We start from the raw sequence: 24,199 nt of genomic DNA on the forward strand, positions 1-24,199 counted from the left end.
TCGTCTCGCGCCACAATGAAGAGGCCCGGCCGAGAGTGTAGCACTCTCCCCGGGCCACGAAGTTAAGTCAGCGGGACCCTGAGGCTCAGGCCGCGAAGTATTCTTGCAAGGCGCGAACCTGGAGATCGCCTTCTAGATAGGCCTTGATCCCTTCGGCCGCGGCCATCGCGCCGGCTAGAGTGGTGTAATACGGCACCTTATGCAAGAGGGCCGCGCGCCGGAGCGAGCGCGAGTCGGACAGCGCGCCGGCGCCCTCCGTCGTATTCAGCACGAGCTGGATGTCGCCGTTCTTGATCGAGTCGACCACGTGCGGCCGGCCCTCGAGGACCTTGTTCACGCGCTCGGCCGGCACGCCGTTCTCGACCAGGAACTTCTGCGTCCCGCCGGTGGCCAGGATCGAGAAGCCGAGCTCCGAGAGGAGCTTCACGCTGGGCAGGATCCGGGCCTTGTCGGCATCCCGCACCGAGACGAACACCGTGCCGGAGCGCGGCACCTGCGTGCCCGAGCCGAGCTGGCTCTTGGCGAAGGCCACGCCGAAGCTGGCATCGAGCCCGATCACCTCGCCGGTGGAGCGCATCTCCGGCCCGAGCAGGACGTCGACGCCGGGGAAGCGGGCGAACGGGAACACCGCCTCCTTGACGGCGATATGGGCCAGCTCCTTGCGCTTGAGACCGAAGCTCGCGAGCTTCTCGCCGGCCATGACCCGGGCGGCGATCTTGGCGATCGGCTCGCCGATCACCTTGGCGACGAACGGCACCGTGCGGGAGGCGCGCGGGTTCACCTCCAGCACGTAGATGTCGCCATCCTTGATCGCGTACTGGACGTTCATCAGGCCGCCGACCTTGAGCGCCAGCGCCATCGCGGTGGTCTGGCGCTCCAGCTCTGCGATGGTCTCCGCCGAGAGCGAGCGCGGCGGTAGGGAGCAGGCGGAATCGCCCGAGTGGATCCCGGCCTCCTCGATGTGCTCCATGATGCCGGCGATGAACACGTCCTGCCCGTCGCAGACCGCGTCCACGTCGATCTCGACCGCGTCCGACAGGTAGCGGTCGAACAGCAGCGGGTTCTTGCCGAGCACCGTGTTGATCTGCCCGGTCTTGTCGTTCGGGTAGCGGGCGACGACGTCGGACGGGATCAGGCTCGGCAGGGTGCCGAGCAGGTAGTCGGCGAACTGGCTCTCGTCGCGGATGATCGCCATGGCGCGGCCGCCCAGGACGTAGCTCGGGCGCACCACGAAGGGCAGGCCGAGCTCGGAGGCGATGAGCCGGCTCTGCTCCACCGAATAGGCGATGCCGTTCTTCGGCTGCTTCATCCCGAGCTTGTCGAGGAGCCGCTTGAACTGGTCGCGATCCTCGGCGAGGTCGATGGCGTCCGGGGAGGTGCCGAGGATCGGCACGCCGGCCGCCTCCAGGGCCCGGGCGAGCTTCAGCGGCGTCTGGCCGCCGAACTGCACGATGACGCCGTGCAGGGTGCCGGCCTGCCGCTCGGTCTCGATGATCTCCAGCACGTCCTCGGCGGTCAACGGCTCGAAATAGAGCCGGTCCGACGTGTCGTAGTCGGTGGAGACCGTCTCGGGGTTGCAGTTGACCATGATGGTCTCGTAGCCGGCATCCGACAGCGCGAAGCAGGCGTGGCAGCAGCAATAGTCGAACTCGATGCCCTGGCCGATCCGGTTCGGGCCGCCGCCCAGGATGATGACCTTCTTGGCGTCGGTCGGCTGCGCCTCGTCCACCACCGTGCCGGCGAAGGGCGCCACGTAGGTCGAGTACATGTAGGCGGTCGGCGCCTTGAACTCGGCCGCGCAGGTATCGATGCGCTTGAAAACCGGGCGGACACCCAGCGCCCGGCGCTTCGCCCGGACGTCGGATTCCTCCATCTTCGCCAGGACGGCGAGGCGGGAATCCGAGAAGCCCGCGGCCTTGAGCTGGCGGAACGCCCCGGCGGTCCCCGGCAGGCCATGCGCCTTCACCCGGTTCTCCAGGTCGACGATCGCCTGGATCTGCTCCAGGAACCACGGATCGACCTTGCAGGAGGCGTGGACCTCCTCGTGGCTGACGCCGAGCCGCAGGGCCTGGGCGATCTTGAGCAGCCGGTCCGGCGTCGGCACGCCGAGCGCCGCCTTGATGGCGTTGTGGTCGTCGCCGCGGCCCAGCCCCTCGATCTCGATCTCATCGAGGCCGGTGAGCCCGGTCTCCAACGAGCGTAGGGCCTTCTGCAGCGATTCCGCGAAGCAGCGGCCGATCGCCATCGCCTCGCCTACCGACTTCATCGCGGTGGTCAGGGTCGGCTCGGCGCCGGGGAACTTCTCGAAGGCGAAGCGCGGGATCTTGGTGACGACGTAGTCGATCGTCGGCTCGAACGAGGCCGGGGTCGCGCCGCCGGTGATGTCGTTGGCGATCTCGTCAAGGGTGTAGCCCACCGCCAGCTTGGCCGCGACCTTGGCGATCGGGAAGCCGGTGGCCTTCGAGGCCAGCGCCGAGGAGCGCGAGACGCGCGGGTTCATCTCGATCACGATCATCCGCCCGTTCTCGGGGTTGATCGCGAACTGCACGTTGGAGCCACCGGTCTCGACGCCGATCTCGCGCAGCACCGCCAGGGATGCGTCGCGCATCACCTGGTATTCCTTGTCGGTGAGCGTCAGGGCCGGGGCGACGGTGATCGAGTCGCCGGTATGCACGCCCATCGGGTCGATGTTCTCGATGGAGCAGACGATGATGCAATTGTCCGCCTTATCGCGGACGACCTCCATCTCGTATTCCTTCCAGCCGAGCACGCTCTCCTCGATCAGGACCTCGTTGGTCGGGGAGGCGTCGATGCCGCGCTCGACGATGTCGAGGAATTCCTCGCGGTTGTAGGCGATGCCGCCGCCGGTGCCGCCCATGGTGAAGGAGGGGCGGATGATCGCCGGCAGGCCGACCTCGGCGAGGGCGATCAGGGCCTGGCCGAGCGCGTGCTCGCCGTAGCGCTTGCGCCGCTCGGATTCCCCGGACTGCCACTTGCGCTCGAAGGCGGCGACCGCCGCGGCGCGCGCCTGCGGCTCGGGATTGGCGGCCTCGATCTTGGCGATCTCGGCCAAAAACTTCTCCCGGTCGGCCTTCTTGGCCGCGGAGGCGTTGGCGAGCGCCGATTTCGGGGTGTCGAGCCCGATCTTGGTCATGGCGTCCCGGAACAGGCTCCGGTCCTCGGCCTTGTCGATGGCCTCGGCGGTGGCGCCGATCATCTGCACGCCGTACTTGGCCAGCACGCCCATCTTCTGCAGCGACAGGGCGCAGTTCAGCGCCGTCTGGCCGCCCATGGTCGGCAGGATCGCGTCCGGGCGCTCCTTCTCGATGATCTTGGCGACGATCTCCGGGGTGATCGGCTCGACATAGGTCGCGTCCGCCATGTCCGGATCGGTCATGATCGTCGCCGGGTTCGAGTTCACCAGGACGATCCGGTAGCCCTCCTCGCGGAGCGCCTTGCAGGCCTGGGTCCCGGAATAGTCGAACTCGCAGGCCTGCCCGATGATGATCGGTCCCGCACCGACGATGAGGATCGAGGAGATGTCGGTGCGCTTGGGCATTGGCGGCCTTTTCAGGCCAAGCGCGCCCGGTCGGGCACGGCTCGGATCGGCCTTGCTCCCGGACGCGCGTGGCGGGATTGTCGTTGAACGCCGCGTTTACACGGGCGATCCGCGCATTGGAAGGCCGTGCCCGATCGGCGGTTGCGCGGGGGATCGCGGAGGCGTCAGCGCACCGCGGCCCAGATTCAAAGAGTTCTGAAGTATTTGGACGAGTGCCCGCGGCATTGTCGAGTCCGGACCGGGGCCATAAAGCTCGTCCGATCGACGGGTCCGTCGATTATAACGATACCAATTCGAGATAGACGATGATCAGGGAAACGTTCAGCGCGGCGATGCTTCTGCTCGGCGCGACGGCAGGCGCCTATGCGACCGAAGTCTCCATCAAGACGCTCAACAGCGGCCCGGGCGGCATGATGGTCTTCGATCCGGCTTTCGTGAAGATCCAGCCCGGGGATACGGTCCGGTTCGTCCCGGCCGACAAGGGCCACAACGCCGAGCTCATCAAGGGGATGGCACCCGAGGGCACGCCGTCCTTCAAGACCGTAGTCGGCAAGGAGGAGACCGTGACCTTCGACAAGCCCGGCCTCTACGGCTTCAAGTGCTCGCCCCACTACATCATGGGAATGGTCGGCCTGATCGAGGTCGGCGACAAGCCGGACAACCTCGAGGCCGCCAAGGCGGTCCAGCACGGCAAGCTCGCCGCCAAGCGCTTCGAGCCGCTGTTCGAGAAGGTGCAGTAGGGATCCGGCGGGGGCGGCCCGCCGCCCTCGCTCAGAACCCGGCGTGCAGCGCGGCGAGCGCCCGGTCGATGGAGAGATAAAAGATCCCGAAGGCGACAACGGCCGCGGCCGCGAATTCTAGCGCGACGTTCGAGAGCGTCTGCGCCCGGCGCAGCATCTCCCGGCCGAAATACAGGGAGACCCAGGCGAAGGCGAGGACGGCCGGCATCGCGAACAGGTAGGAGACCGTGCTCTCGACCCGGTCGAGGCCGGCGGCCGGATCGATCAGGGCGCGGATGTTGCGCACCCAGGGAGCGTAGAGCGCGGCGTAGAGCGCGGTCGCCCAGGCGAGGCTGGCCGCGACACCGAGATGAAACGTGAAGGTACGGTGCAGGCGGGAGAAGTCGTCGCGTGCCTCGTCGATGGTCATCCGGCAATCCCCTCGGACAAAACCGCCATGCGCGGTCCGTCGATGGGACGGTTAAGCCGCCGGAATTCGCGGATTTTGTGACCCCGGCGCGGCCTCAATGGGACCGCGCCGAAGGTCTCTTGCCGCTCAGGCGTTCGCGGCCTTCTCGGGCTCGCCCGAGCGCATCAGCGTGACGAAGCGCTCGAACAGGTAGTGGCTGTCGCGCGGGCCCGGCGAGGCTTCCGGGTGGTGCTGCACCGAGAAGGCGGGCCGGTCGGTGAGCGTCAGGCCGCAATTCGACCCGTCGAACAGCGAGACATGGGTCTCGACCGCGCTGGCGGGCAGGCTCGCGGGATCCACCGCGAAGCCGTGATTCATCGACACGATCTCGACCTTGCCGGTGGTCTTGTCCTTCACCGGGTGATTCGCGCCGTGATGGCCCTGGCCCATCTTCACGGTGCGGCCGCCGAGCGCGAGGCCCATGAGCTGATGGCCGAGGCAGATGCCGAAGGTCGGCACCTTCTCGTCGAGCAGCTTGCGGATCACCGGGACGGCGTAGGCACCGGTCGCCGCGGGGTCTCCCGGGCCGTTGGATAGGAACACGCCGTCGGGCTTCAGCGCCAGGATCTCCTCGGCGCTGGTGGTGGCCGGGACCACGGTGACGTCGCAGCCGGCCTGGGCGAGCAGCCGCAGGATGTTGCGCTTCACGCCGTAATCGATCGCCACGACCTTCAGGCCCTCGCCGGGCGCGCGCTTGCCGTAGCCGTCGCCGAGCGCCCAGACCGTCTCCGACCATTCCGTGGTCGCGCGGCTGGTCACCGGCGGCACGAGGTCGAGCCCCTCCATGGGGGCCAGGGCGGCGGCCCGGGCCTTCAGGGCCTCGCGGTCGAACCGGCCCTCGGGATCGTTGGCGATCACGGCGTTGGGCATGCCGTTGTCGCGGATGCGCGCGGTGAGCGCCCGCGTGTCGATCCCGGTGATGCCGACGATGCCGCGGGCATCGAGCCAGCCGTCGAGATGCGACGAGGAGCGCCAGCTCGACGGCTTGGTCACCGCCGAGGCGATGACGGTGCCGCGCACGCCGGAGGCCGGGGCCGCCTCGAGGCTCTCCAAATCCTCGTCGTTGGTGCCGACATTGCCGATATGCGGGAAGGTGAAGGTGACGATCTGCCCGGCATAGGACGGGTCGGTCAGGATCTCCTGGTAGCCGGTCATCGCCGTGTTGAAGCAGACCTCGCCGTCGGCGATTCCCGTCCGGCCGATGCCGAAGCCTTCGAGGATGGTCCCGTCCGCCAGAACCAGCAGGGCCGTCGCCACGGGCTCGGCCCAGGGCTCGGGGGCGGAGGGGCCGGAGGCCTGCGCGGCGGCGTCTTGCAGCATCGGGTCGGTCTCGCTTATGTGCGGCCGAAGGCAGGCACCGCGTTGCGGCGCGCTCGGCTGGCGGCATGATCGTGTGCGGCGCTCTTAGCGAGCGGCCCGCGATGGGGTCAATGTGGCCCTGTGGCCGAAGCCGCTCAACACCCGCAAACTGCAGGCCAGCCCCCCGTTTCTCCCGTCGGAAGGTTTATCGAGATGCTGCGCGCCCGCCTCACCACCGAGATGAAGGAGGCCATGAAGGCCGGCGACAAGGACAAGCTCGCCACCGTGCGGATGATCCAGGCCGCCCTGAAGGACAAGGATATCGAGGCCCGCGGCCTCGGCAAGGAGCCGGCCTCCGACGAGGAGATCCTGTCGCTCCTTCAGAAGATGATCAAGCAGCGCACGGAATCCGCCTCTGTCTACGAGCAGGGCGGACGCCCGGAGCTCGCCGCCAACGAGCGCGCCGAGATCGCGATCATCGAGGCGTTCCTGCCCAAGCAAATGGACGAGGCGGAGATGAAGGCGGCGGTCGACGCCGCGATCCTCGAGACCGGCGCCGCCGGCCAGAAGGACATGGGCAAGGTCATCGCCGCCCTGAAGGGCACCTTCGCGGGCCGGATGGATTTCGGCAAGGCGAGCGGGCTGGTGAAGGCGGCGCTGGCGGCCAAGGGCTGAGGCCCGGACCTCCGGCTCTCCCCGCAATCCCCCGCCCGATCGCGCCATCGATCGACCGGGCGGGACTCGGGCACACCCGTCGCGCTATATCCAGCGGTCAAGCAATCGACCCGCAGGCCCCGTGCGCTATCCACCCCACATCCTGGAAGAGATCCGCGCCCGGCTGCCGGCCTCCTCCGTGGTCGGGCGGCGGGTGCAGCTCAAGAAGGCCGGCCGGGAATGGCGCGGCCTGTCGCCGTTCAACGCCGAGAAGACGCCGTCCTTCTACGTGAACGACCAGAAGCAGTTCTATCACTGCTTCTCCTCGTCCAAGCACGGCGACATCTTCACCTTCCTGATGGAGACCGAGGGGCTGAGCTTCCCCGAAGCGGTCGAGCGGCTGGCGAGCGAGGCCGGCGTCAGCCTGCCGGCGCCCACGGAGGACAACCGCGCCACCGAGCAGAAGCGCGCCGGCGCCATCGAGGTCATGGAGATGGCCGCCCGGTGGTTCGAGGAGCGGCTGCGCTCGGGGCAGGGCAGCGAGGCCCGCGCCTATCTCGAACGCCGGGGGCTCAAGGACGAGACGCAGCGGGCCTTCCGGCTCGGCTACGCGCCGAACGAGCGCTACGCCCTGCGCGATCATCTGGCCGGGCAGGGGGTCGACAAGGCGCTGATGGTCGAGCTCGGGCTCCTCGCCGGCGGCGAGGATGTCTCGATTCCGTACGATTATTTTCGCGACCGGGTGATGTTCCCGATCACCGACACGCGCGGCCGGGTCGTCGCCTTCGGGGGGCGGGCGCTCTCCAAGGAGGTCCGCGCCAAGTACCTGAACTCCCCCGAGACGCCGCTCTTCCACAAGGGCCGGACGCTCTACAACCTGCACGGCGCCCGCAAGGCGGCGCACGAGCGCGGCTCGATCATCGCGGTCGAGGGCTATGTCGACGTCATCGCCATGACGCTGGCCGGCCATCCCGAGACCGTGGCGCCCCTCGGCACCGCCCTCACCGAGGAGCAGCTCGCCCTGCTCTGGCGCCATGCCGACGAGCCGATCCTGTGCTTCGACGGCGACAAGGCCGGCCAGCGGGCGGCCTTCCGCGCCCTCGACATCGCGCTGCCGGCCCTCGAACCCGGCCGGTCCCTGCGGATCGCCTTGCTGCCCGGCGGCCAGGACCCCGACGACCTCCTGCGCTCGGGCGGGCCGGGCGCGATCGACCAGGTGCTGCAAGCCGCGCTGCCCCTGTCGGAACTGCTCTGGCGCCGGGCGCTCGAATCCGGCCCGGTCGATACGCCGGAGCGGCGGGCGGGGCTCACCCAGACGCTGCGCGCCACCGTCGCCACGATCCGCGACGAGACGGTGAAGCGCTATTATCGCGACGACATCGAGGAGCGGCTGCGGAGCCTGTCGCCCCGCGGCGCGCGTGCGGCCGGGCCCGGGCCGGGTCCGAAGGGGCAGGGCCGTCGCTTCACCCGTCCGGGCGAGCCGGTCTCGCCGCGCATCACCGGCAGCCCCAGCGCCTCGATGACCGCTTCGGCGGGCTTCTCCGGGGCGGCGCCGGTGCGCGAGGCGGTGATCGCCGGCACGCTGCTGGTCCACCCCGAAATGCTGGCCGAGTTCGGCGACGAGGTCGCGGAACTCGACTTCGAGGATCCCGACGCCCGGGCGCTCCTGTCGGTCCTGGTCGCTTGTGCCGCAGAGGACGGACAAACGAACGCCGACCTGTTGCAAAGCCGCATCACACGGGCCGGTCTCGGAGAGGCGGCGGAGCGGATTCTCGCGCTCGCCCGCTCGCGCGACCGCATTACGCTGTCTCCGCACGCCGATCCGCAGCAGCGCGGGGACGCTCTCAGACAGGCGATGATCTTGCACCGGCAGGCAGGAGCGCTACATAGCGAACTTCGCGAAGCACGGCAGGCGTTTGAGGACGATCCGACCGATGCCGGGTGGGCATGGCTCTGCGAAGTCAAGGCGAGGCTGGAGACCGTCATCGCCGCCGAGGCTGAAGCCGACAAGCCGGTGTCGAACGACTCGACCGCCGCATGACGGCTGTGCGATGGCGGTGGCGACGGGCAGAGCCGCGCCATAGTTAACATTCGGTCAAGCCTCGGGCTTGCATACGGAACCCGACGACCCAAGGCGTCCGGAGCAATCCGGAGCCACTCGCAAGTATCGCGGCGCCGACGGCGTGGAGCGGCCTTCTACAGGCCTCCGCAGCGCGCCGCATCCGAAACAATAGGCTGATCATGGCGACGAAGGCAACGGAACGGGACGAGACGGACGCTGCCCCCGAGCAGCAGACCGACGGGCCGCTCCTCGACCTGACGGATGCTTCGGTCAAGCGGATGGTCAAGCTCGCCAAGAAGCGCGGCTACGTGACCTACGAAGAGGTCAACGAGGTCCTGCCCGAGGGCCAATCCGACCCCGACCAGCTCGAGGACGTGCTGTCGCAGCTGTCCGAGATGGGCATCAACGTGGTCGAGGCGGAGGAGACCGACGAGGCGGCCGCCGGCGAGAAGACCGCCAACGGCGCCGACGGCGAAGAGGAAGAGGCCGAGGGCGGCGAGGTGGCCGAGGTCGCGCCGACGCGCGCCGTCGCGGTCACCACGACCACCAAGGAGCCGACCGACCGGACCGACGATCCGGTGCGGATGTACCTGCGCGAGATGGGCTCGGTGGAGCTCCTGTCCCGCGAGGGCGAGATCGCGATCGCCAAGCGCATCGAGGCCGGCCGCGAGGCGATGATCGCGGGCCTGTGCGAGAGCCCGCTGACCTTCCAGGCGATCATCATCTGGCGGGACGAGCTCGTGGAGGGCAAGGTCCTCCTGCGCGACATCATCGATCTCGAGGCGACCTATGCCGGCCCGGACGGCAAGAACGCCCCGCAGATCGCCGAGGGCGAGGGCGAGGAAGGTGCCGAGGACGGCGAGCCGCCGGCGCCCCCGGAGGGCGGCGACGACGAGGACGACCTCGAGAACAACGTCTCGCTCGCCGCGATGGAAGCCGAGATCAAGCCGCGGGTCCTCGAGACCTTCGACGCGATCGCCGCGAATTACCGCAAGCTGCGCAAGTTCCAGACCGAGGGCGCCGAGCGCAAGGCCGCCGGCGAGAAGAACAGCCCGGCCCAGGACCAGAAGCAGATCGAGCTGAAGGACAGCGTCGTCGCCGACGTGAAGTCGCTGTCGCTCAACAACAACCGCATCGAGGCGCTGGTCGGCCAGCTCTACTCGATCAACAAGCAGCTGATTGGCCATGAGGGCCGGCTGATGCGCTATGCCGAGAGCCACGGCGTGGCCCGCGACGAGTTCCTGCGCCATTACCAGGGCTACGAGCTCGATCCGAACTGGATGGAGCGCGTCGGCACCCTGGGCGGCAAGGGCTGGAAGAACCTGGTCGAGCGCGGCTCGAAGCAGGTGTCGGAGCTGCGCGCCCAGATCCTCGACCTCGCCTCCGAGACCGGCCTGGAGATCGGCGAGTACCGCCGCATCGTCAACATGGTCCAGAAGGGCGAGCGCGAGGCCCGGCAGGCCAAGAAGGAGATGATCGAGGCGAACCTGCGCCTCGTGATCTCGATCGCCAAGAAGTACACGAACCGCGGCCTGCAGTTCCTGGACCTGATCCAGGAGGGCAACATCGGCCTGATGAAGGCGGTCGACAAGTTCGAGTACCGGCGCGGCTACAAGTTCTCGACCTACGCCACCTGGTGGATCCGGCAGGCGATCACCCGCTCGATCGCCGACCAGGCCCGCACGATCCGCATCCCGGTGCACATGATCGAGACGATCAACAAGATCGTCCGGACCTCGCGCCAGATGCTGCACGAGATCGGCCGCGAGCCGACCCCGGAGGAATTGGCCGAGAAGCTGGCCATGCCGCTGGAGAAGGTCCGCAAGGTTTTGAAGATCGCCAAGGAGCCGATCTCCCTCGAGACGCCCATCGGCGACGAGGAGGACAGCCACCTTGGCGACTTCATCGAGGACAAGAACGTCGTCCTGCCGATCGACGCGGCGATCCAATCGAACCTGCGCGAGACCACGACCCGCGTCCTGGCGTCGTTGACCCCGCGCGAGGAGCGTGTCCTGCGCATGCGCTTCGGTATCGGGATGAACACCGACCACACCCTCGAGGAGGTCGGCCAGCAATTCTCGGTGACCCGCGAGCGCATCCGGCAGATCGAGGCCAAGGCCCTGCGCAAGCTGAAGCACCCGTCGCGCAGCCGGAAGCTCCGGAGCTTCCTGGACAACTGAGCCCCCGTCGCGGCCCCCGCGGCGCCTCTCCCTACGACCGCGCAGCCACGGGGTTGCGCGGCATCCACAGTGGCGCCATGCTCGAACGCCGCCCGCCAACGCCCGGATTGCCGACGGCCTTCGCGGACGGGTCCGAGGCCGACGACGTGCCCTTCGGCGCGCTCCAGCCCTCCGTGGGCATCCGCGACTGGCTGCTGGGCGAAGGCGCCCGGCTGCAGAAGGCCGAGGACATGCTCTCGGGCCTTGCCGAGCGGCTGATCGCCATCGGCGTGCCGGTGGACCGGGCCTCCACGGCGATCGATACCTTGCACTCGGAATATGCCGGGGTCGGGCGGGTCTGGACCCGGGACGGCGGCACCAGCGTGCGCCTGTTCCCGCACGGCGGCCGCTCCCAGGAGGCCTATCTCAACAGCCCGTTCCACACGGTCCACGAGACCGGCGAATGGCTGATCCTCAACGTCGCCGAGACCCCCGACGACGCCTTCGCGATCATCCCGGACCTGAAGGCCGGCGGCTACACCCATTACGTCGTCGCGCCGCTCTTCTTTACCAACGGCACCAAGAACGGCATCACCTTCGCCACCAAGGCGCCGGAAGGGTTCGGCGACGACGACATCGCGATCATGCGCTTCGTCATGCCGGCGCTCGCCGCCGTGGTGGAGATGCGCGTCCTCAACAAGCAGCTGGACCATGTCCTGCGGCTCTATGTCGGCGACGAGCCGCACCGGGCGATCCTGGCCGGCGATATCCGCCGCGGGCAGGTGACGCGGATCCGCTCGGCGATCCTGTTCGCCGACATGCGCGACTACACCCGCACCTCCGCCGACATGACCCCGGAGGAGGCGGTGGGGCTGCTCAACGTGTTCTTCGACTGCCTCGTGCCGCCGATCGAGCGTGAGGGCGGCGAGGTCCTGAAATATCTGGGCGACGGCCTGCTGGCGATCTTCCGGGAATCCGGCGACGATCTCGGGGGCGCCGCCAAGGGCGCGCTCACCGCGGCCCAGAACGCTTTGGCCGCCCTCGACGAGGCCAACGCCCTCCACCAATTCTCGGTGCCGGTGGCGGCGGGAATCGCGCTGCACCACGGCGAGGCCGCCTACGGCAATGTCGGCTCCGGCTCGCGGCTCGACTTCACGGTGATCGGCCGGGACGTGAATCTCGCGAGCCGGCTCGCCCAGCTCAACCGCCTCCTGGGCGAGCCGCTTCTGATGTCGAAGCCGTTCGTGGATTTCCTCTGGGGCGATCCGGTGCCGCTCGGCGAGCACGTGCTGGACGGCTTCCGCGAGCCCATGGCGGTGTTCCGGCCGAAATTCCTGCGGCCGCGCGCGCCGAGCTAGGGGCTCCGCGCGAAACCCCGAACCATTGCGATTTGCCCAATCGCAAAGGCGTTCAGAGCATCCTGTTAGACGCCTACAGCACCACGCCCGATCGCGACGGCGCTGTAGGTTTCTTAGCTGAACCCCGGATCAGCATCACGCTGAAAGGTTTTACGCGTTCAGATTTGCCAGGCCGGAATAACCTCAGCGCTGTAGGAAGGTTGCCAGGAACCCCAAACCGGATCGACCATCTTGGTGAGCGCCTTGCGCGCCAAATCTGCGGTGCGCGAGAGCACATTCCCGGGAACCTCTCTCTCGCCAAGAATATCAAAACATACAGACAGGCAAACACGATATTCGCCTACGTGATAGGCACAGATGGAAAACTCTTCCCTCAATCCGTAGGTATAGATCCACGGAATGATAGCGATACCTTCGCAAGGAATTTCTGGCGAAAGCCCACTGTCGCCGTATTGAAAGCCGACCGCATATTCCTTATTGCGATTGCAGATCTGGATAGCACCGTGGCGAGCTTCAGCCCGAGTCGGGCAGGTGCGTATCGCGCGATCGTATAGCGACAATACCTTATGCACGGGTTCATCCAACTGCTCGGTCAGCCGGGCTGCGTTGAGCAAACTCACATATATTTCTTCGTCCCAGTGCCCGAGATCCGCCCGCTGTAGATATAACTCAAGAGCCTTACGGTCTTCGCCGATATCGCGATAAGATCGCGCGAGATAAAATGTGTATCTCGCGATCATGAACGGATCTTTCTCAACGGACAAGGCCTTTTCGAGCGCCGCCAGATCCCGTTGCTCGGCCATGCCGTCGCGGTGACGCCCCCCGTCGACACCGCGACGCACCGACAATGGTAACGTTGGCGTATCGAGATTTCCCGGACACTCCAGAAATTCGTGAACAACACCACGATAACGCCAGCTGAGCCTATTATTGACAAGCTGGACACGCCAATATTTTGTGTGCGCATCCAATATTGTCAACATGTACCCGGCCTCGGTTAGCTTCGGCATGACGAAGCCGTCCGGGACGATTAACTGATCATCGGCGTCGATGATCAGAGAATACGCTCCGCGCGGGCGCGCGAGCTTCAACGCCTCGTTCCGGTTGAAGGCGAAGTCAACCCAGGGTTGCTCGACGAGCGTACCTGGGATGCCAGCCAAGGCTGCGCGGATGACATCTTGGGTCCCATCTGTCGATCCGGTATCGACGATGACCCAATGATCAATAATGGATCTTACCGAATCGAGACACCTCTGTATAACTTGAGCCTCATCCTTGACGATCATCGATAGACAGATCGTCTGCCCGAAACTATTCATGTCGACGTATCCGTTCTGACACGCATTCGCTACGCAATGCGTCCTGCAGCGCTCGCCAATAAGCGAGAATCTCACAGCTTCAAAATGATTGCACTCTCGGACCAAGCAATTTTTGGCAATCGAAGCCATTCGCTAGAACTAACATTTGTGACTTTTACGAAAACAATCAAGCCATTAAGACATATTTAACCGAGATAAATCGCACCCGAAATAATTTGTTTTGGCAATAATAATATGGAGCACATACGTCGCACATGGTGCCGACGAGGCATGCGGAATGATCGGAGCACGCCCGCATCCAACTCATCCGGAGGCAAGGCAGTCAAAGGTTCGTCCACCGACTAATGTTGCTCGGTCGCGACAACGAGCATCGAACTGCCGAACAGCGGCAAAAGTTTTGGCTAAAGCACACACGGCTGGAACGGGCGAATAGACCCCGTTCGATGTGATCATCCGGGCAGTAACAGCCTCCGCCGCTACCGCCTCCATAAGCTCGGCCACCCTCGCAGGGGTTGACCGATGGCGCGTCCGACACCAAATCAGAGGCCGTTCCAGGGAGATCCCCGGCAAGGGGCTGAGAAACCGCTGGCACGTCCACCCGGACCTGCGGCGCGGAAATCCTTTGAACCTGATCCGGCTCATACCGGCGTAGGGATTGGACCGCGGCCGCCCGACAGGCAGGCCACAGCTTCGTACCGAAGCAGACGGCCCGATCTTCGCGACGGAATTCCGCGGAGATGACTTTGGCCTATGACCGCCCCGTTTCACCGATCGGACGCCGCCGTAGCTCGGCCGGCCTGGCCGCGCAGGAAACCCTGCCCGCGCGGGCCGATGTCGCCATCGTCGGCGGCGGGCTGATCGGCCTGTCGATCGCGTGGCGGCTCGCCCGGGCGGGCCGCGCGGTGGTCGTGGTCGAGCGCGACACGATCGGGGCCGGCGCGAGCCTGGCCGCCACCGGCATGCTCGCCCCGGCCGCCGAGCACGAGCCCGGCTCGGATCCACTTCTGCCGCTCGCCCTCGAATCGCTGCGGCTCTGGCCGGCTTTCCGCGACGCGCTGGAGGCGGAGACCGGACTGCCGATCGACTATCGGCCGGACGGGACCGTCGTGGTCGCCATCGGCCGCGACGAGGTCGAGCGCCTACGCTTCCGCTACGATCTGCAGCGCCGGTCCGGGCTCGACGCCCAGTGGCTGCCGGGCACAGAGGTACGCCGCCTGGAGCCGGGCTTGCGCCCCTCCGTCACTGCCGGCGTCCATTGCCCGCTGGATCACCAGGTCGATCCGCGTCTCGTCATGGCGACGCTGGCCGAGGCCTGCCGGCGCGCCGGCGTGATCCTGGTGGAGCGCACAGCCGTCACCGGGCTCGACTGGTCCGGCGGGGCGGTCACCGGTCTCCGCGCGGGCGATCAGGGCGTGGCGGCCGGCACGGTCGTCCTCGCTTCGGGCGCCTGGAGCGGGGCGGGCGGCCTGCTGCCCGAGAGCCTCGCCCTGCCGGTGCGTCCGCTCAAGGGCCAGTCGCTGGCCCTGCGCACCAATGCCCGCACCGGGACGCTCAGTCGGATGATCTGGACCGAGCAGGTCCACATGGCGCCGAAGAGCGACGGCCAGCTCATCGTCGGCGCGACCGTGGAGGATTGCGGCTTCCGTCCGGGCGTCACCGCCGGCGGCCTCTACGCGCTGCTCGAGGGCGCCCGCCGGGTCCTGCCGGGCATCGAGGAGATGGAGGTCGAGGCCGTGTGGAGCGGCTACCGCCCCACCTCGGACGACGATGCGCCGATCATCGACACCCTCGCGCCGGGCCTGGTGGCCGCCACCGGCCATCACCGCAACGGCTACCTGCTCGCTCCGGTCACCGCCGATGCGGTGGCCGAACTCGTCACGCGGGGCGCGCTGCCGGAGATCGCCAGACCGTTCACCCGGGCGCGCTTCGACCAACCCGAACCCAGGAGGGCCTCGGCATGAAGCTTCTGGTGAACGGAGAACCGCGGGATCTCGCGGTCGAGACCGTCGCGGCCCTGTTCCGGGCCGAGGCCGAGGAGATCGGCATCGAGAGCCCGCAGGGCGTCGCCATCGCGCTGAACGGGCGCGTGCTGCGCCGCCGGGACTGGGACGAGACGCCGGTCACCGAGGGCGACCGCGTTGAGATCGTCCGCGCCATGCAGGGAGGTTGATCATGGACCAGAATGTCACGCCGCTGCGCGCCGAGGCCGAGGCGGATCGCTTCACCGTCGCGGGCGTCGAGTTGGCGTCCCGGCTGTTCATCGGCACCGCCGGCTACCCGACCCAGGCGATCATGCGCGACGCCGTCGCGGTCTCCGGGGCCGAGGTGGTGACCGCCTCGATCCGCCGGGTCTCGCTCCAGGGCCACGGCTCCGACACGGTGCGCATCCTCAAGGGCAAGCGCTTCCTGCCCAACACCGCCGGCTGCGAGACGGCCCGCGACGCGATCATGACCGCCGAGCTCGCCCGCGAGGCGCTCGACACCAACTGGATCAAGGTGGAGGTGATCGGCGATCGCGAGACCCTCTACCCGGACGTGGCCGAGCTGATCGAGGCCTGCCGCCACCTCGTGGACGAAGGCTTCGTGGTGCTGCCCTATTGCAACGACGATCCGGTGGTCTGCCAGCGCCTGGAGGATCTCGGTTGCGCCGCGATCATGCCGATGGGCTCGCTGATCGGCTCCGGCATGGGGGTGGCCAACCCAGCCAATATCGAGCTGATCTGCCGCCGGGCCGGGGTGCCGGTGATCGTCGATGCCGGCATCGGCACGGCTTCCGACGCGGTGATCGCCATGGAGCTGGGCGCGGCCGCCTGCCTGATCAACACCGCGATCGCCAAGGCCGACGACCCGGTCCGGATGGCCCGCGCCATGGGCCGGGCCGTCGAGGCCGGACGCGACGCCTATCTTGCCGGCCGGATCCCGCGCCGGGGCAGGGCCGACCCGTCGAGCCCGCAGCTCGGCCTCGTCGGCTCGTGAGGAGCTTGCCGTCGCCGCTCCTGGCGGTGACGGACCGGCGGGGGCTGTCCCGTCCGCTGATGGAGACCGTGCAGGCGCTGCTCGACGGCGGCGTGCGCTGGGTCTGGTTCCGCGACCGTGATCTCGAGCCGGAGGCGCGCCGCGCGCTCGGCGCCGACGTAGCTGGCCGGATCCGCGCGGCGGGCGCATTCCTCACGGTCGGCGGCGATGTCGCGCTGGCCCGGGCTCTCGGTGCCGATGGGGTGCATCTCGGCGGTGGGACCGGTCCGGACATGGTCGCGTCCGCCCGCGCGGCGCTCGGGCCAGACGCCCTGATCGGCGTCTCGGCCCATGCACCCGTCGAGGTCGAGGCCGCCGCACTTGCCGGCGCCGACTACGTCACCCTGAGCCCGATCTATCCCACCGCCAGCAAGCCCGGCTACGGCCCGGCCCTGGGCCCGGACGGCATCGCGGCGGCCTGCCGCGCCGGCTTGCCGGTGGTCGCGCTCGGCGGCATCACGCCGGATCGGATCCCGGAATGCCGGGATGCCGGGGCGGCCGGCATCGCCGTGATGGGCGGGCTCATGCGTGCGCCCGACCCCGCCGCCGCCGCCCGGGCCTTCCTCGCCCCCTGGGCTGGGTAAGCGGCCCCCCCGCGTCGTTCTCGAGCGCTGAGCACGATCCTGCCCTGGGAGCCCGCGCCCTGCGTCGCCGCGATCGGCCCGCGGGGCGGATGAGGTGCCGACCCGACACGGGCGCAGGTCGTCAGCCGCAGCAAACTATGTCTCAATCCGCCCCCGATTCGGAGGGTGGCGTTGCGCGCAGACCGTTCGTCCTTTGGCTGGCGCTGGCTCGGCCGTTCCCTCGCATTGCGCCGGGGCCAGGTGGCCCGGCTGCTCCTCGCCATCGCGGCGGGCTACGGCGTCGGGTTGGTCTTCCCGGTCGCCACACAGCGGATCGTCGACGCGATCGTGGCCGGGCGGGCCGACCTGCCCCTGCTCGGACTGGCCGTGCTCGCCCTCCTGTCGATCGGCGCGGAGGTCGCGCTCACCGCGTTCCGGGGTCGCCCGATCATTGACCTGGCGGTCCATCTCGACCGCCGGATGTCGCGCCGGGTCTTCGCCCATCTCCTGCGCGTGCGGATCGACGGGGCGAACTTCAAATCCGGCGAGGTGCTGAACCATTTCCAGCAGGTCACGAAGATCCGGGACTTCGTCCTGCATCAGATCCCGAATTCGGTGATCGATGCCGGCGGCGCGCTCGTCGCGTTCGGCCTCGTGTTCTACTACGACCTGGCCGTCGGCCTGGCGCTGGCCGCGGCGGCGCCGGTGATCGTCGTGATCGCCAGCAACCAGATCAGCGGCATCTGGAAATCCGCGAAAGCCTACTACCAGGCGGTCAGCGTCCGCGACGGCACGCTGGCAGAGACCGTGAACGGCCTGCCCACCGTGAAGGCGCTCGCCCTGGAAGGGCCGCGCATGCGCCGCTGGAACGCGGTCATCGACAGCGTCCTCGGCGAGCTCAGCGCCGTGATGGACCTCCAGCGCCGCTACGGGCTGCGGTCCCAGGCGGTGTCCCGGGCCGTGACGCTGCTGGTGATCGGCGTCGGCTGCTGGCGCATCTATGGCGGCCATCTGACCGTCGGCGAGTTCCTGGCGATCCAGGTCGTCTCGGCCCGGATCACCGGCCCGCTCCTGAGCAGCGCGGACATCCTGCGCATGCCCCAGGAGGTGAACGTCGCGATCCGGGAGATCGGCAGCTTCCTCGACCTGCCCCGCGAGCGGGCGAGCCGCCATCCGCCCCTGCGCCGCCTCGGCCGAGGCGGCATCCGGCTCGATGGCGTGTCGCTGACCTATTCGGGTACGGCACGGCCGGCCCTGCAGGATCTCAGCACGGTGCTGCCGGAGCGGGGCATCGTCGCCATCGTCGGGCGCAACGGCTCGGGCAAGTCGACCCTGCTGCGCATCCTGCTCGGCCTGCAGCGCGACTATAGCGGCCGCGTGGAGATCGGCGGCGCGGACCTGCGCGATTACGATCCCCGCTGGCTGCGCGGCCGGATCGGCACCGTGGATCAGGATACGATGCTGTTCTCCGGGAGCCTGCGCGAGAATCTCGCCGGGCAGCGTCCCGACGCGACGGCGATCGACGCGGCGCTGCGCTTCGCCGGATTGGGGGCGCTGGTCGAGACCCTGCCCCAAGGCCTCGACACCGCGCTCGGGGAGGGCGGCCGGACCCTGTCCGGCGGCCAGCGCCAGCGCCTGTCCATCGCCCGGGCGGTGGTCCGCAACCCGCCGGTCGCACTCCTCGACGAGCCGACCGCCTTCCTGGATCCGGAGGCCGCGCTGGCGCTGGAGCGGAACCTCACGGCCTGGGGCCGCGACCGGTTGCTGATCCTGGTCACGCACCACCTCGCGGCCGCCCGCCAGGCCGACCGGATCCTGATCCTCGACGGCGGCCGGCTGCTCGGCGACGGCCGCCACGACGATCTGCTGCGCGAGGTGCCGCTCTATGCGGCGCTCTGGGAGGATTACACCCGCTCGATGGCCCAGCCCGCCGGGCGGGAGGCCGAAGCGGTGACCTGACCTTACGGCGCAGCGGGGCCGTAGGGCGGGCGCGGGATCGCCCGGTGCGCGGCCCGGAGCGCCGCCGACCAGCGCTCGCGCAGATCGTGGAAATAACCCTCGCCGGCCTCGATCCGGTGGTTCACCTCGAGGACGAGGGCGTTCCGCCGGGCCACGGCGATGTCGATCGGCAGGCCGACGCCGAGATTCGACCGCATGGTCGAATCCATCGAGACGAGGCTCACCTTCAGGGCGTCGTAGAGGTCGCTCTCGAACTTCACCGCCCGGTCGAGGATCGGCTTGCCGTATTTGTGCTCGCCGATCTGGAGGAACGGCGCATCGGTGCTGCACTCGATGAAGTTGCCGGCCGAGTAGATCAGGAACAGCCGCATGGCCTCGCCGGCGATCTGGCCGCCGAACAGGAGCGAGATCGAGAACCGGATGCTGGCCGCCTCGAACCCGTCCTTCTCGATCGCCCGGACCCGCCGGATGGCGCGGCCGATGAGCTGCGCCGCCTGGAACATGGTCGGCGCCTCGATCAGCTTCTGGGCCGGCTCGCCGTCCTCGCCGGGCACGCCTTCCTGCAGAAGGCTCAGGACCGATTGGGTGATCGACAGGTTGCCGGCCGAGGCCAGCATCATGACCCGCTCGCCCGGCACGTTGAAATGGTGGAGCTTCCGGTAGGTCGAGATGTCGTCGAGCCCCGCATTGGTGCGGGTGTCGGCGACCATCACGAGCCCTTCCTCGACGAGGACACCGACGCAGTAGGTCATGGATCTCGGGCTCTCGCGGGGGCTTCCGGCTGGCATGCGGCCGGCGGCCCGACTTCAGGGAATCAGGCAGGGAATCAGGATTGCGTGGCGTCCCTGCCTTGCTCGACGCGGAGCTTGACGTCCAGGGTCTCGGTCCCGCCGCCGGTGCGGCTCCCGCGGATCGGGGCGGCGCCGAGATAGTCCAGCCCGGTGGCGACGCGGATATAGCCGTCGGACGGGGCGTTCTCGTAGCAGGCATCGAACGCGACCCAGCCGAGATTCGGCACCAGGGCCTCGGCCCAGCCGTGCGGCGCCTCGACATCGGCCTCGCCGTCGTCGCGGGCGCGATAGCCCGCCACGTAGCGCGCCGGGATGCCGAGATGCCGGGCGGCGGCGATGAACACGTGGGTCAGATCCTGGCAGATGCCCTTGCCGGCGGCGAAGGCCTTCCCGGACGGCACGCCGTTGACGGCCGGTCCGGGCTCGTAGGCCACCGCCTGGGGAACCGCGGCGCGCAGGCGGTGCAGCACGGCGAGGGGCGTGCCGTCACCGTCGGTGGCGACCCGCTCGGCGAAGATCTGGAGTTCCGGGGTCGTCGTGCAGAGATCCGTATCGCGCAGGTAGAACTCGTCCGGCAGACGCTCGACCGTGCCGCGGATCACCCCGTGGGTGTCCTCGGTATCGACCGCGCCGGTGACCCGGATGGTCAGCGCGTCCGCCGGCGCGTCCGGGGTGAACCAGTGGACGATGTTGCCGAACCCGTCCTCCCGGGCGGTGAGCCGCCCGTCGATGGAGGTATCGATCCGCCAGCTGCGGACATATTGCCCGTCATGGTCCCGGGGCGTCAGGCGCATGACCTGCACCAGACCGCGGGCCGGCTGCTCGTAGGTGTAGATGGTCTCGTGGACCACGCGGATGCGCATGCGCCGGGCCTGTCCATCTCGTCCGATTGCATCATCCCGAACGGGTCTCGCCGGCCATCAGGCGACGATGATGCGGCGTCACGTTCTCGGCGCACCGTCCCGGATCCGAGTTCCGGGATGATCCGCTAGCCGACCAGATACTGCTTGGCGATGGCTTCGCCCACCCTGTTGTTCTCCGCGATGAAGGCCTCGACGAACTCGTGGAGGCCCGAATTGAACACGCGGTCGATATCCTCGCTCTCGAGCTTGGCCAGCATGTTCCCGGCCAGGCGCTGGCTCGGGCCGCGCCGTCCGTAGGCGTCGGCGATCAAGTCGAGATACTCCACGATCACGCCGTAGCAATTGGCAAACGAGCGCGGCATCTGCTTGTTCAGCATCAGCAGGTCGGCCACGAGCAGCGGCTTGACGCTCTCGCGATAGACCCAGTGATAGGCGTTGAAGGCCGAGACCTCGCGCAGGATCGTAGTCCACTGGAAGTAGTCGAGGCTGCCGCCCACCGTCTCGTTCTGCGGCAGCAGGATCTGGTATTTCACGTCGAGGATGCGGGCGGTGTTGTCGGCCCGCTCGATCGCCGTGCCGAGGCGGGTGAACCAGAACGCGTCGTTGCGCAGCATCGTGCGGAAGGCCGAGCCGTCGAAGGTCAGCGAGACGGTCTTCACCCAATCGAGGAAGCGGCCGAACTCGTCGCGGCTCAGCTCCTTGCCGCTGTAGTTGCGCAGCTCCAGCCAGGCGCCGTTAATCGCGTCCCACATCTCGGTGGTGAGCGCGGTGCGCACCGAGCGGGCATTCTCGCGGGCTGACTCGATGCAGGAGCGGATCGAGGACGGGTTGTGCGGGCTGAAGGCCAGGAAGTCGCAGACCGTGTCGGCGTTGATCACGCTGTAATGCGGCTTGAACAGGTCGGGGTCGCCCGCCGAGGCGAGGGCGGATTCCCACTCGTTGGTCTCACCGCCGCCATAGCTCGTGGGCAGCGAGGCCAGCCGGTGCGCCGCGTCGAGGATGCGCGCGACGAAGTCGGCGCGCTCGACGTAGCGCGAGAGCCAGAAGAGGTTGTCGGCAGTCCTGGACAGCATGGTGTGCGACTCGGCTCGGCGGCAGGCGGCGCGTCAGAAGGGGTGGAGCGGCGACTCCCTCAAGCGTCGAGCACCCAGGTATCCTTCGTACCACCGCCCTGGCTGGAATTGACGACCAGGGAGCCTTCCTTCAGCGCGACCCGGGTCAGCCCCCCGGGCACGATGCGGATCTGATCGGCGCCGCACAGCACGAAGGGCCGCAGGTCGACGTGGCGCGGGGCGACCCCGGAGGCCACGAAGGTCGGGCAGGTCGAGAGCGACAGGGTCGGCTGGGCGATGAAGCCGTCGGGGGCGTGCTTCAGCTTCTTGGCGAAATCCTCGATCTCGCGCTTGCTCGCATGCGGCCCGACCAGCATGCCGTAGCCGCCAGAGCCGTTGACCTCCTTCACCACCAGCTCGGACAGGTTGTCCATCACGTAGGCGAAGGACTCCTTCTCGCGGCAGCGATAGGTCGGCACGTTGTGCAGGATCGGCTCCTCGCCGGTGAAGAACTTCACGATCTCCGGCATGTAGCTGTAGACCGCCTTGTCGTCCGAGATGCCGGTCCCGACCGCGTTGGCCAACGTCACGGAGCCGCGCTCGTAGGCGTTCATCAGGCCCGGCACGCCGAGGACCGAATCCGGCCGGAAGACGAGGGGATCCAGGAAGTCGTCGTCGAGGCGGCGGTAGATCACGTCGACCCGGCGCGGCCCCTCGGTGGTGCGCATGTAGACGACGTCGTCCTTGGTGAAGAGGTCGGACGCCTCCACCAGCTCGACGCCGAGCTTGTCAGCCAGGAACGAGTGCTCGTAGAAGGCCGAGTTGTAGCGGCCGGGGGTCAGCAGGACCACGGTCGGGTCGCGGGTGGCCGAGCCCGGAGCGAGGCTACGCAGGGTGGCGAGCAGGGCGTCGGGATAGTTCTCCACGGGGGCGACCCGGTGCTTGGAGAACAGGTCCGGAAACAGGCGCAGCATCACCTCCCGGTTCTCCAGCATGTAGGAGACCCCGGACGGGATCCGGGCATTGTCCTCGAGGACGAAGAAATCCTTCTCGCCCGTGCGGACGATGTCGATCCCGGCGACGTGGACGTAGAGGTCGTGCGGCACCCGGAACGAGCGCATCTCCATCCGGTAATGGGCGTTCCGGTAGACGAGATCGGCCGGGATGATGCCGGCCTTGATGCATTCCTGGGCGCCGTAGACGTCCTTCAGGAACAGGTTGATCGCGGTCACCCGCTGCTTGAGCCCGCGCTCCAGGAAATCCCATTCCGGCTTGGTGATCACCCGCGGGATGATGTCGAACGGGATCAGCCGCTCGGTCGATTCGTTGTCGCCGTAGACCGCGAAGGTGATGCCGATCCGGCGGAACAGCAGCTCGGCCTGGCTCCTTCGGGTGTTGAAATGCTCGGGCGGCGTCGTTTCGAGCCAGGTCTTCAGCTTGCCGTAGGCGTCGCGGACGGCGGCCGGGTCGGCGGCACCGTTGACGATCCCGTTCATCTCGTCGAAGGCCGTCAACGCCATTCCGCTTCTCCCTCACGCTCTCGCTCTTCAGGCAAGAGGCGCGCCACCCCCAACAGGGCTATACGCGCGGTCGACAACGCTCAAGACGGCAGGAAGATCAGATCAGCTTGAGGCCTTTCAGGCTGGCATGTCCGTTTCGACCGAGGATGACATGGTCGTGCACCACAATTTTCAGTGGTGCCAGGACCGAAACAATCTCCCGAGTCATCGCCACGTCGGCCGCCGAGGGCGCCGGGTCTCCGGACGGATGGTTGTGCGCCAGGATGATCGCGGTCGCCGAGAGCTCGAGGGCCCGGCGGGCGACCTCCCGGGGATAGACCGGCGTGTGGTCGACGGTGCCGCGCCCCTGCACCTCGTCGGCGATGAGGTGGTTGCGCTTGTCGAGGAACAGGATGCGGAATTCCTCCCGCGGCGCGAACGCCATGGTGGTGCGCAGATAATCCTGGAGCGCCGCCCAAGAATTCAGGAGGTCGCGCTCGCGGAGCGCCCCGCGGGTGAGCCGGCGGGCCGCCGCCTCGATCACCTTCAGATCGCCGGCGACCCCGGCGCTGACGCCCTCGACCTCCATCAGCCGCGCCGGCTCGGCGCTCACCACCTCGGAGAAGCTGCCGAAGCGGGCGACCAGCGCCTTGGCCAGCGGCTTCACGTCCCGGCGGGGAATCGCCCGGAACAGGACCAGCTCCAGCAGCTCGTAATCCGGCAGGGCCTCGCCGCCGGCCGCCGCGAACTTCTCCCGCAGGCGGTCGCGATGGCCGTGATAATGCGGCGCCTCCTTGGCGGCGGGCGTCGGGCTGTCGTCGAACAGCCCCGCCGCGCCGTCGTCCGGGGCCGGCGTCAC

At 68.2% G+C, this 24,199-nt stretch carries 19 protein-coding genes and 1 riboswitch; of the genes, 10 read left to right on the top strand and 9 right to left on the bottom strand.

From position 1 onward, the window contains the following. Positions 1-85: 85 nt before the first annotated feature. Complete coding sequence (gene carB, locus BMZ47_RS01440) at positions 86-3,559, bottom strand: carbamoyl-phosphate synthase large subunit (RefSeq protein ID WP_091857791.1); 3,474 nt, start codon at positions 3,557-3,559, stop codon at positions 86-88. A 305-nt stretch (positions 3,560-3,864) separates the two neighbouring features. On the opposite strand from carB, the gene BMZ47_RS01445 reads away from it, so the two are divergent. Further along, entirely contained in the window at positions 3,865-4,299 is a 435-nt protein-coding gene (locus tag BMZ47_RS01445; RefSeq protein ID WP_091857794.1) for a pseudoazurin, read from the top strand. A 31-nt stretch (positions 4,300-4,330) separates the two neighbouring features. Here the strand turns inward: BMZ47_RS01445 and BMZ47_RS01450 are convergent, their stop codons facing one another. Together BMZ47_RS01450 and carA are read right to left on the bottom strand one after the other, a co-directional pair. Next, positions 4,331-4,708 (bottom strand): hypothetical protein, encoded by a 378-nt coding sequence (locus tag BMZ47_RS01450; RefSeq protein WP_007567773.1) that lies wholly within the window; start codon positions 4,706-4,708, stop codon positions 4,331-4,333. A gap of 126 nt (positions 4,709-4,834) precedes the next feature. Next, positions 4,835-6,067 carry a glutamine-hydrolyzing carbamoyl-phosphate synthase small subunit gene (gene carA, locus BMZ47_RS01455; protein ID WP_091857797.1) on the bottom strand — a complete coding sequence of 411 codons (1,233 nt, stop codon included), beginning with the start codon at positions 6,065-6,067 and terminating at the stop codon, positions 4,835-4,837. Between the two features lie 192 nt (positions 6,068-6,259). Here carA and BMZ47_RS01460 point away from each other — a divergent pair, with 192 nt between their 5' ends. The 4 genes from BMZ47_RS01460 to BMZ47_RS01475 all read left to right on the top strand — a co-directional run bounded on the left by BMZ47_RS01460 (position 6,260) and on the right by BMZ47_RS01475 (position 12,279). Continuing rightward, a complete protein-coding gene (locus BMZ47_RS01460) occupies positions 6,260-6,721 on the top strand; it encodes a GatB/YqeY domain-containing protein (RefSeq protein WP_007567769.1) in 462 nt (153 codons plus the stop codon). A 121-nt stretch (positions 6,722-6,842) separates the two neighbouring features. Next, complete coding sequence (gene dnaG / locus BMZ47_RS01465) at positions 6,843-8,741, top strand: DNA primase (RefSeq protein WP_091857800.1); 1,899 nt, start codon at positions 6,843-6,845, stop codon at positions 8,739-8,741. 200 nt (positions 8,742-8,941) lie between these two features. Beyond that, on the top strand, positions 8,942-10,942 hold the full coding sequence (rpoD, locus tag BMZ47_RS01470) for an RNA polymerase sigma factor RpoD (RefSeq protein ID WP_007567764.1): 2,001 nt from the start codon (positions 8,942-8,944) through the stop codon (positions 10,940-10,942). Positions 10,943-11,019: 77 nt separating this feature from the next. Continuing rightward, entirely contained in the window at positions 11,020-12,279 is a 1,260-nt protein-coding gene (locus BMZ47_RS01475) for an adenylate/guanylate cyclase domain-containing protein (RefSeq protein ID WP_091857802.1), read from the top strand. A gap of 158 nt (positions 12,280-12,437) precedes the next feature. Here BMZ47_RS01475 and BMZ47_RS01480 read toward each other — a convergent pair whose 3' ends face one another. Then, the gene (locus BMZ47_RS01480) at positions 12,438-13,598 is read right to left on the bottom strand and encodes a tetratricopeptide repeat-containing glycosyltransferase (protein WP_091857805.1); all 1,161 of its coding nucleotides are present in this window, start codon (positions 13,596-13,598) and stop codon (positions 12,438-12,440) included. A gap of 544 nt (positions 13,599-14,142) precedes the next feature. Next, positions 14,143-14,271, top strand: a riboswitch (TPP riboswitch). A 64-nt stretch (positions 14,272-14,335) separates the two neighbouring features. Here BMZ47_RS01480 and thiO point away from each other — a divergent pair. The 5 genes from thiO to BMZ47_RS01505 all read left to right on the top strand — a co-directional run bounded on the left by thiO (position 14,336) and on the right by BMZ47_RS01505 (position 19,135). Continuing rightward, complete coding sequence (gene thiO, locus BMZ47_RS01485; RefSeq protein ID WP_091857808.1) at positions 14,336-15,559, top strand: glycine oxidase ThiO; 1,224 nt, start codon at positions 14,336-14,338, stop codon at positions 15,557-15,559. Continuing rightward, the gene (gene thiS / locus BMZ47_RS01490) at positions 15,556-15,768 is read left to right on the top strand and encodes a sulfur carrier protein ThiS (RefSeq protein WP_007567757.1); all 213 of its coding nucleotides are present in this window, start codon (positions 15,556-15,558) and stop codon (positions 15,766-15,768) included. The genes thiO and thiS overlap by 4 nt, the downstream gene beginning before the upstream one ends. Before the next feature lie 2 nt (positions 15,769-15,770). Further along, on the top strand, positions 15,771-16,574 hold the full coding sequence (thiG, locus tag BMZ47_RS01495) for a thiazole synthase (RefSeq protein WP_007567755.1): 804 nt from the start codon (positions 15,771-15,773) through the stop codon (positions 16,572-16,574). After that, positions 16,571-17,197, top strand: coding sequence for a thiamine phosphate synthase (locus BMZ47_RS01500; protein ID WP_091857811.1), 627 nt, complete (start codon positions 16,571-16,573; stop codon positions 17,195-17,197). Before thiG ends, BMZ47_RS01500 begins: the two co-directional genes overlap by 4 nt. A gap of 171 nt (positions 17,198-17,368) precedes the next feature. Then, positions 17,369-19,135: a peptidase domain-containing ABC transporter gene (locus BMZ47_RS01505; RefSeq protein WP_139220900.1), complete on the top strand. Its 1,767-nt coding sequence runs from the start codon at positions 17,369-17,371 to the stop codon at positions 19,133-19,135. Positions 19,136-19,137: 2 nt separating this feature from the next. Here the strand turns inward: BMZ47_RS01505 and BMZ47_RS01510 are convergent, their stop codons facing one another. From BMZ47_RS01510 to radC, 5 genes are all read right to left on the bottom strand, one after another. Further along, a complete protein-coding gene (locus BMZ47_RS01510; RefSeq protein WP_007567748.1) occupies positions 19,138-19,887 on the bottom strand; it encodes a proteasome-type protease in 750 nt (249 codons plus the stop codon). Positions 19,888-19,961: 74 nt separating this feature from the next. Continuing rightward, positions 19,962-20,789, bottom strand: coding sequence for a transglutaminase family protein (locus BMZ47_RS01515; protein ID WP_007567745.1), 828 nt, complete (start codon positions 20,787-20,789; stop codon positions 19,962-19,964). A 125-nt stretch (positions 20,790-20,914) separates the two neighbouring features. Further along, positions 20,915-21,862 carry an alpha-E domain-containing protein gene (locus tag BMZ47_RS01520; RefSeq protein WP_007567743.1) on the bottom strand — a complete coding sequence of 316 codons (948 nt, stop codon included), beginning with the start codon at positions 21,860-21,862 and terminating at the stop codon, positions 20,915-20,917. Between the two features lie 59 nt (positions 21,863-21,921). Further along, positions 21,922-23,361: a circularly permuted type 2 ATP-grasp protein gene (locus tag BMZ47_RS01525; RefSeq protein WP_091857818.1), complete on the bottom strand. Its 1,440-nt coding sequence runs from the start codon at positions 23,359-23,361 to the stop codon at positions 21,922-21,924. A 97-nt stretch (positions 23,362-23,458) separates the two neighbouring features. After that, the gene (radC, locus tag BMZ47_RS01530; protein ID WP_091857821.1) at positions 23,459-24,199 is read right to left on the bottom strand and encodes a RadC family protein; all 741 of its coding nucleotides are present in this window, start codon (positions 24,197-24,199) and stop codon (positions 23,459-23,461) included.

This window comes from Methylobacterium brachiatum, from assembly GCF_900113845.1.
GTDB lineage: Bacteria > Pseudomonadota > Alphaproteobacteria > Rhizobiales > Beijerinckiaceae > Methylobacterium > Methylobacterium brachiatum.

Excerpts from the sequence above, each read along its gene's own strand:
- BMZ47_RS01460 (WP_007567769.1), top strand. The coding sequence starts at position 6,260 with ATGCTGCGCGCCCGCCTCACCACCGAGATGAAGGAGGCCATGAAGGCC.
- BMZ47_RS01475 (WP_091857802.1), top strand. The coding sequence starts at position 11,020 with ATGCTCGAACGCCGCCCGCCAACGCCCGGATTGCCGACGGCCTTCGCG.
- BMZ47_RS01480 (WP_091857805.1), bottom strand. The coding sequence starts at position 13,598 with ATGAATAGTTTCGGGCAGACGATCTGTCTATCGATGATCGTCAAGGAT.
- BMZ47_RS01445 (WP_091857794.1), top strand. The coding sequence starts at position 3,865 with ATGATCAGGGAAACGTTCAGCGCGGCGATGCTTCTGCTCGGCGCGACG.
- BMZ47_RS01520 (WP_007567743.1), bottom strand. The coding sequence starts at position 21,862 with ATGCTGTCCAGGACTGCCGACAACCTCTTCTGGCTCTCGCGCTACGTC.
- BMZ47_RS01525 (WP_091857818.1), bottom strand. The coding sequence starts at position 23,361 with ATGGCGTTGACGGCCTTCGACGAGATGAACGGGATCGTCAACGGTGCC.
- thiS (WP_007567757.1), top strand. The coding sequence starts at position 15,556 with ATGAAGCTTCTGGTGAACGGAGAACCGCGGGATCTCGCGGTCGAGACC.
- rpoD (WP_007567764.1), top strand. The coding sequence starts at position 8,942 with ATGGCGACGAAGGCAACGGAACGGGACGAGACGGACGCTGCCCCCGAG.
- BMZ47_RS01510 (WP_007567748.1), bottom strand. The coding sequence starts at position 19,887 with ATGACCTACTGCGTCGGTGTCCTCGTCGAGGAAGGGCTCGTGATGGTC.
- thiG (WP_007567755.1), top strand. The coding sequence starts at position 15,771 with ATGGACCAGAATGTCACGCCGCTGCGCGCCGAGGCCGAGGCGGATCGC.
- BMZ47_RS01515 (WP_007567745.1), bottom strand. The coding sequence starts at position 20,789 with ATGCGCATCCGCGTGGTCCACGAGACCATCTACACCTACGAGCAGCCG.
- carA (WP_091857797.1), bottom strand. The coding sequence starts at position 6,067 with ATGCTGCAAGACGCCGCCGCGCAGGCCTCCGGCCCCTCCGCCCCCGAG.
- BMZ47_RS01450 (WP_007567773.1), bottom strand. The coding sequence starts at position 4,708 with ATGACCATCGACGAGGCACGCGACGACTTCTCCCGCCTGCACCGTACC.
- carB (WP_091857791.1), bottom strand. The coding sequence starts at position 3,559 with ATGCCCAAGCGCACCGACATCTCCTCGATCCTCATCGTCGGTGCGGGA.
- thiO (WP_091857808.1), top strand. The coding sequence starts at position 14,336 with ATGACTTTGGCCTATGACCGCCCCGTTTCACCGATCGGACGCCGCCGT.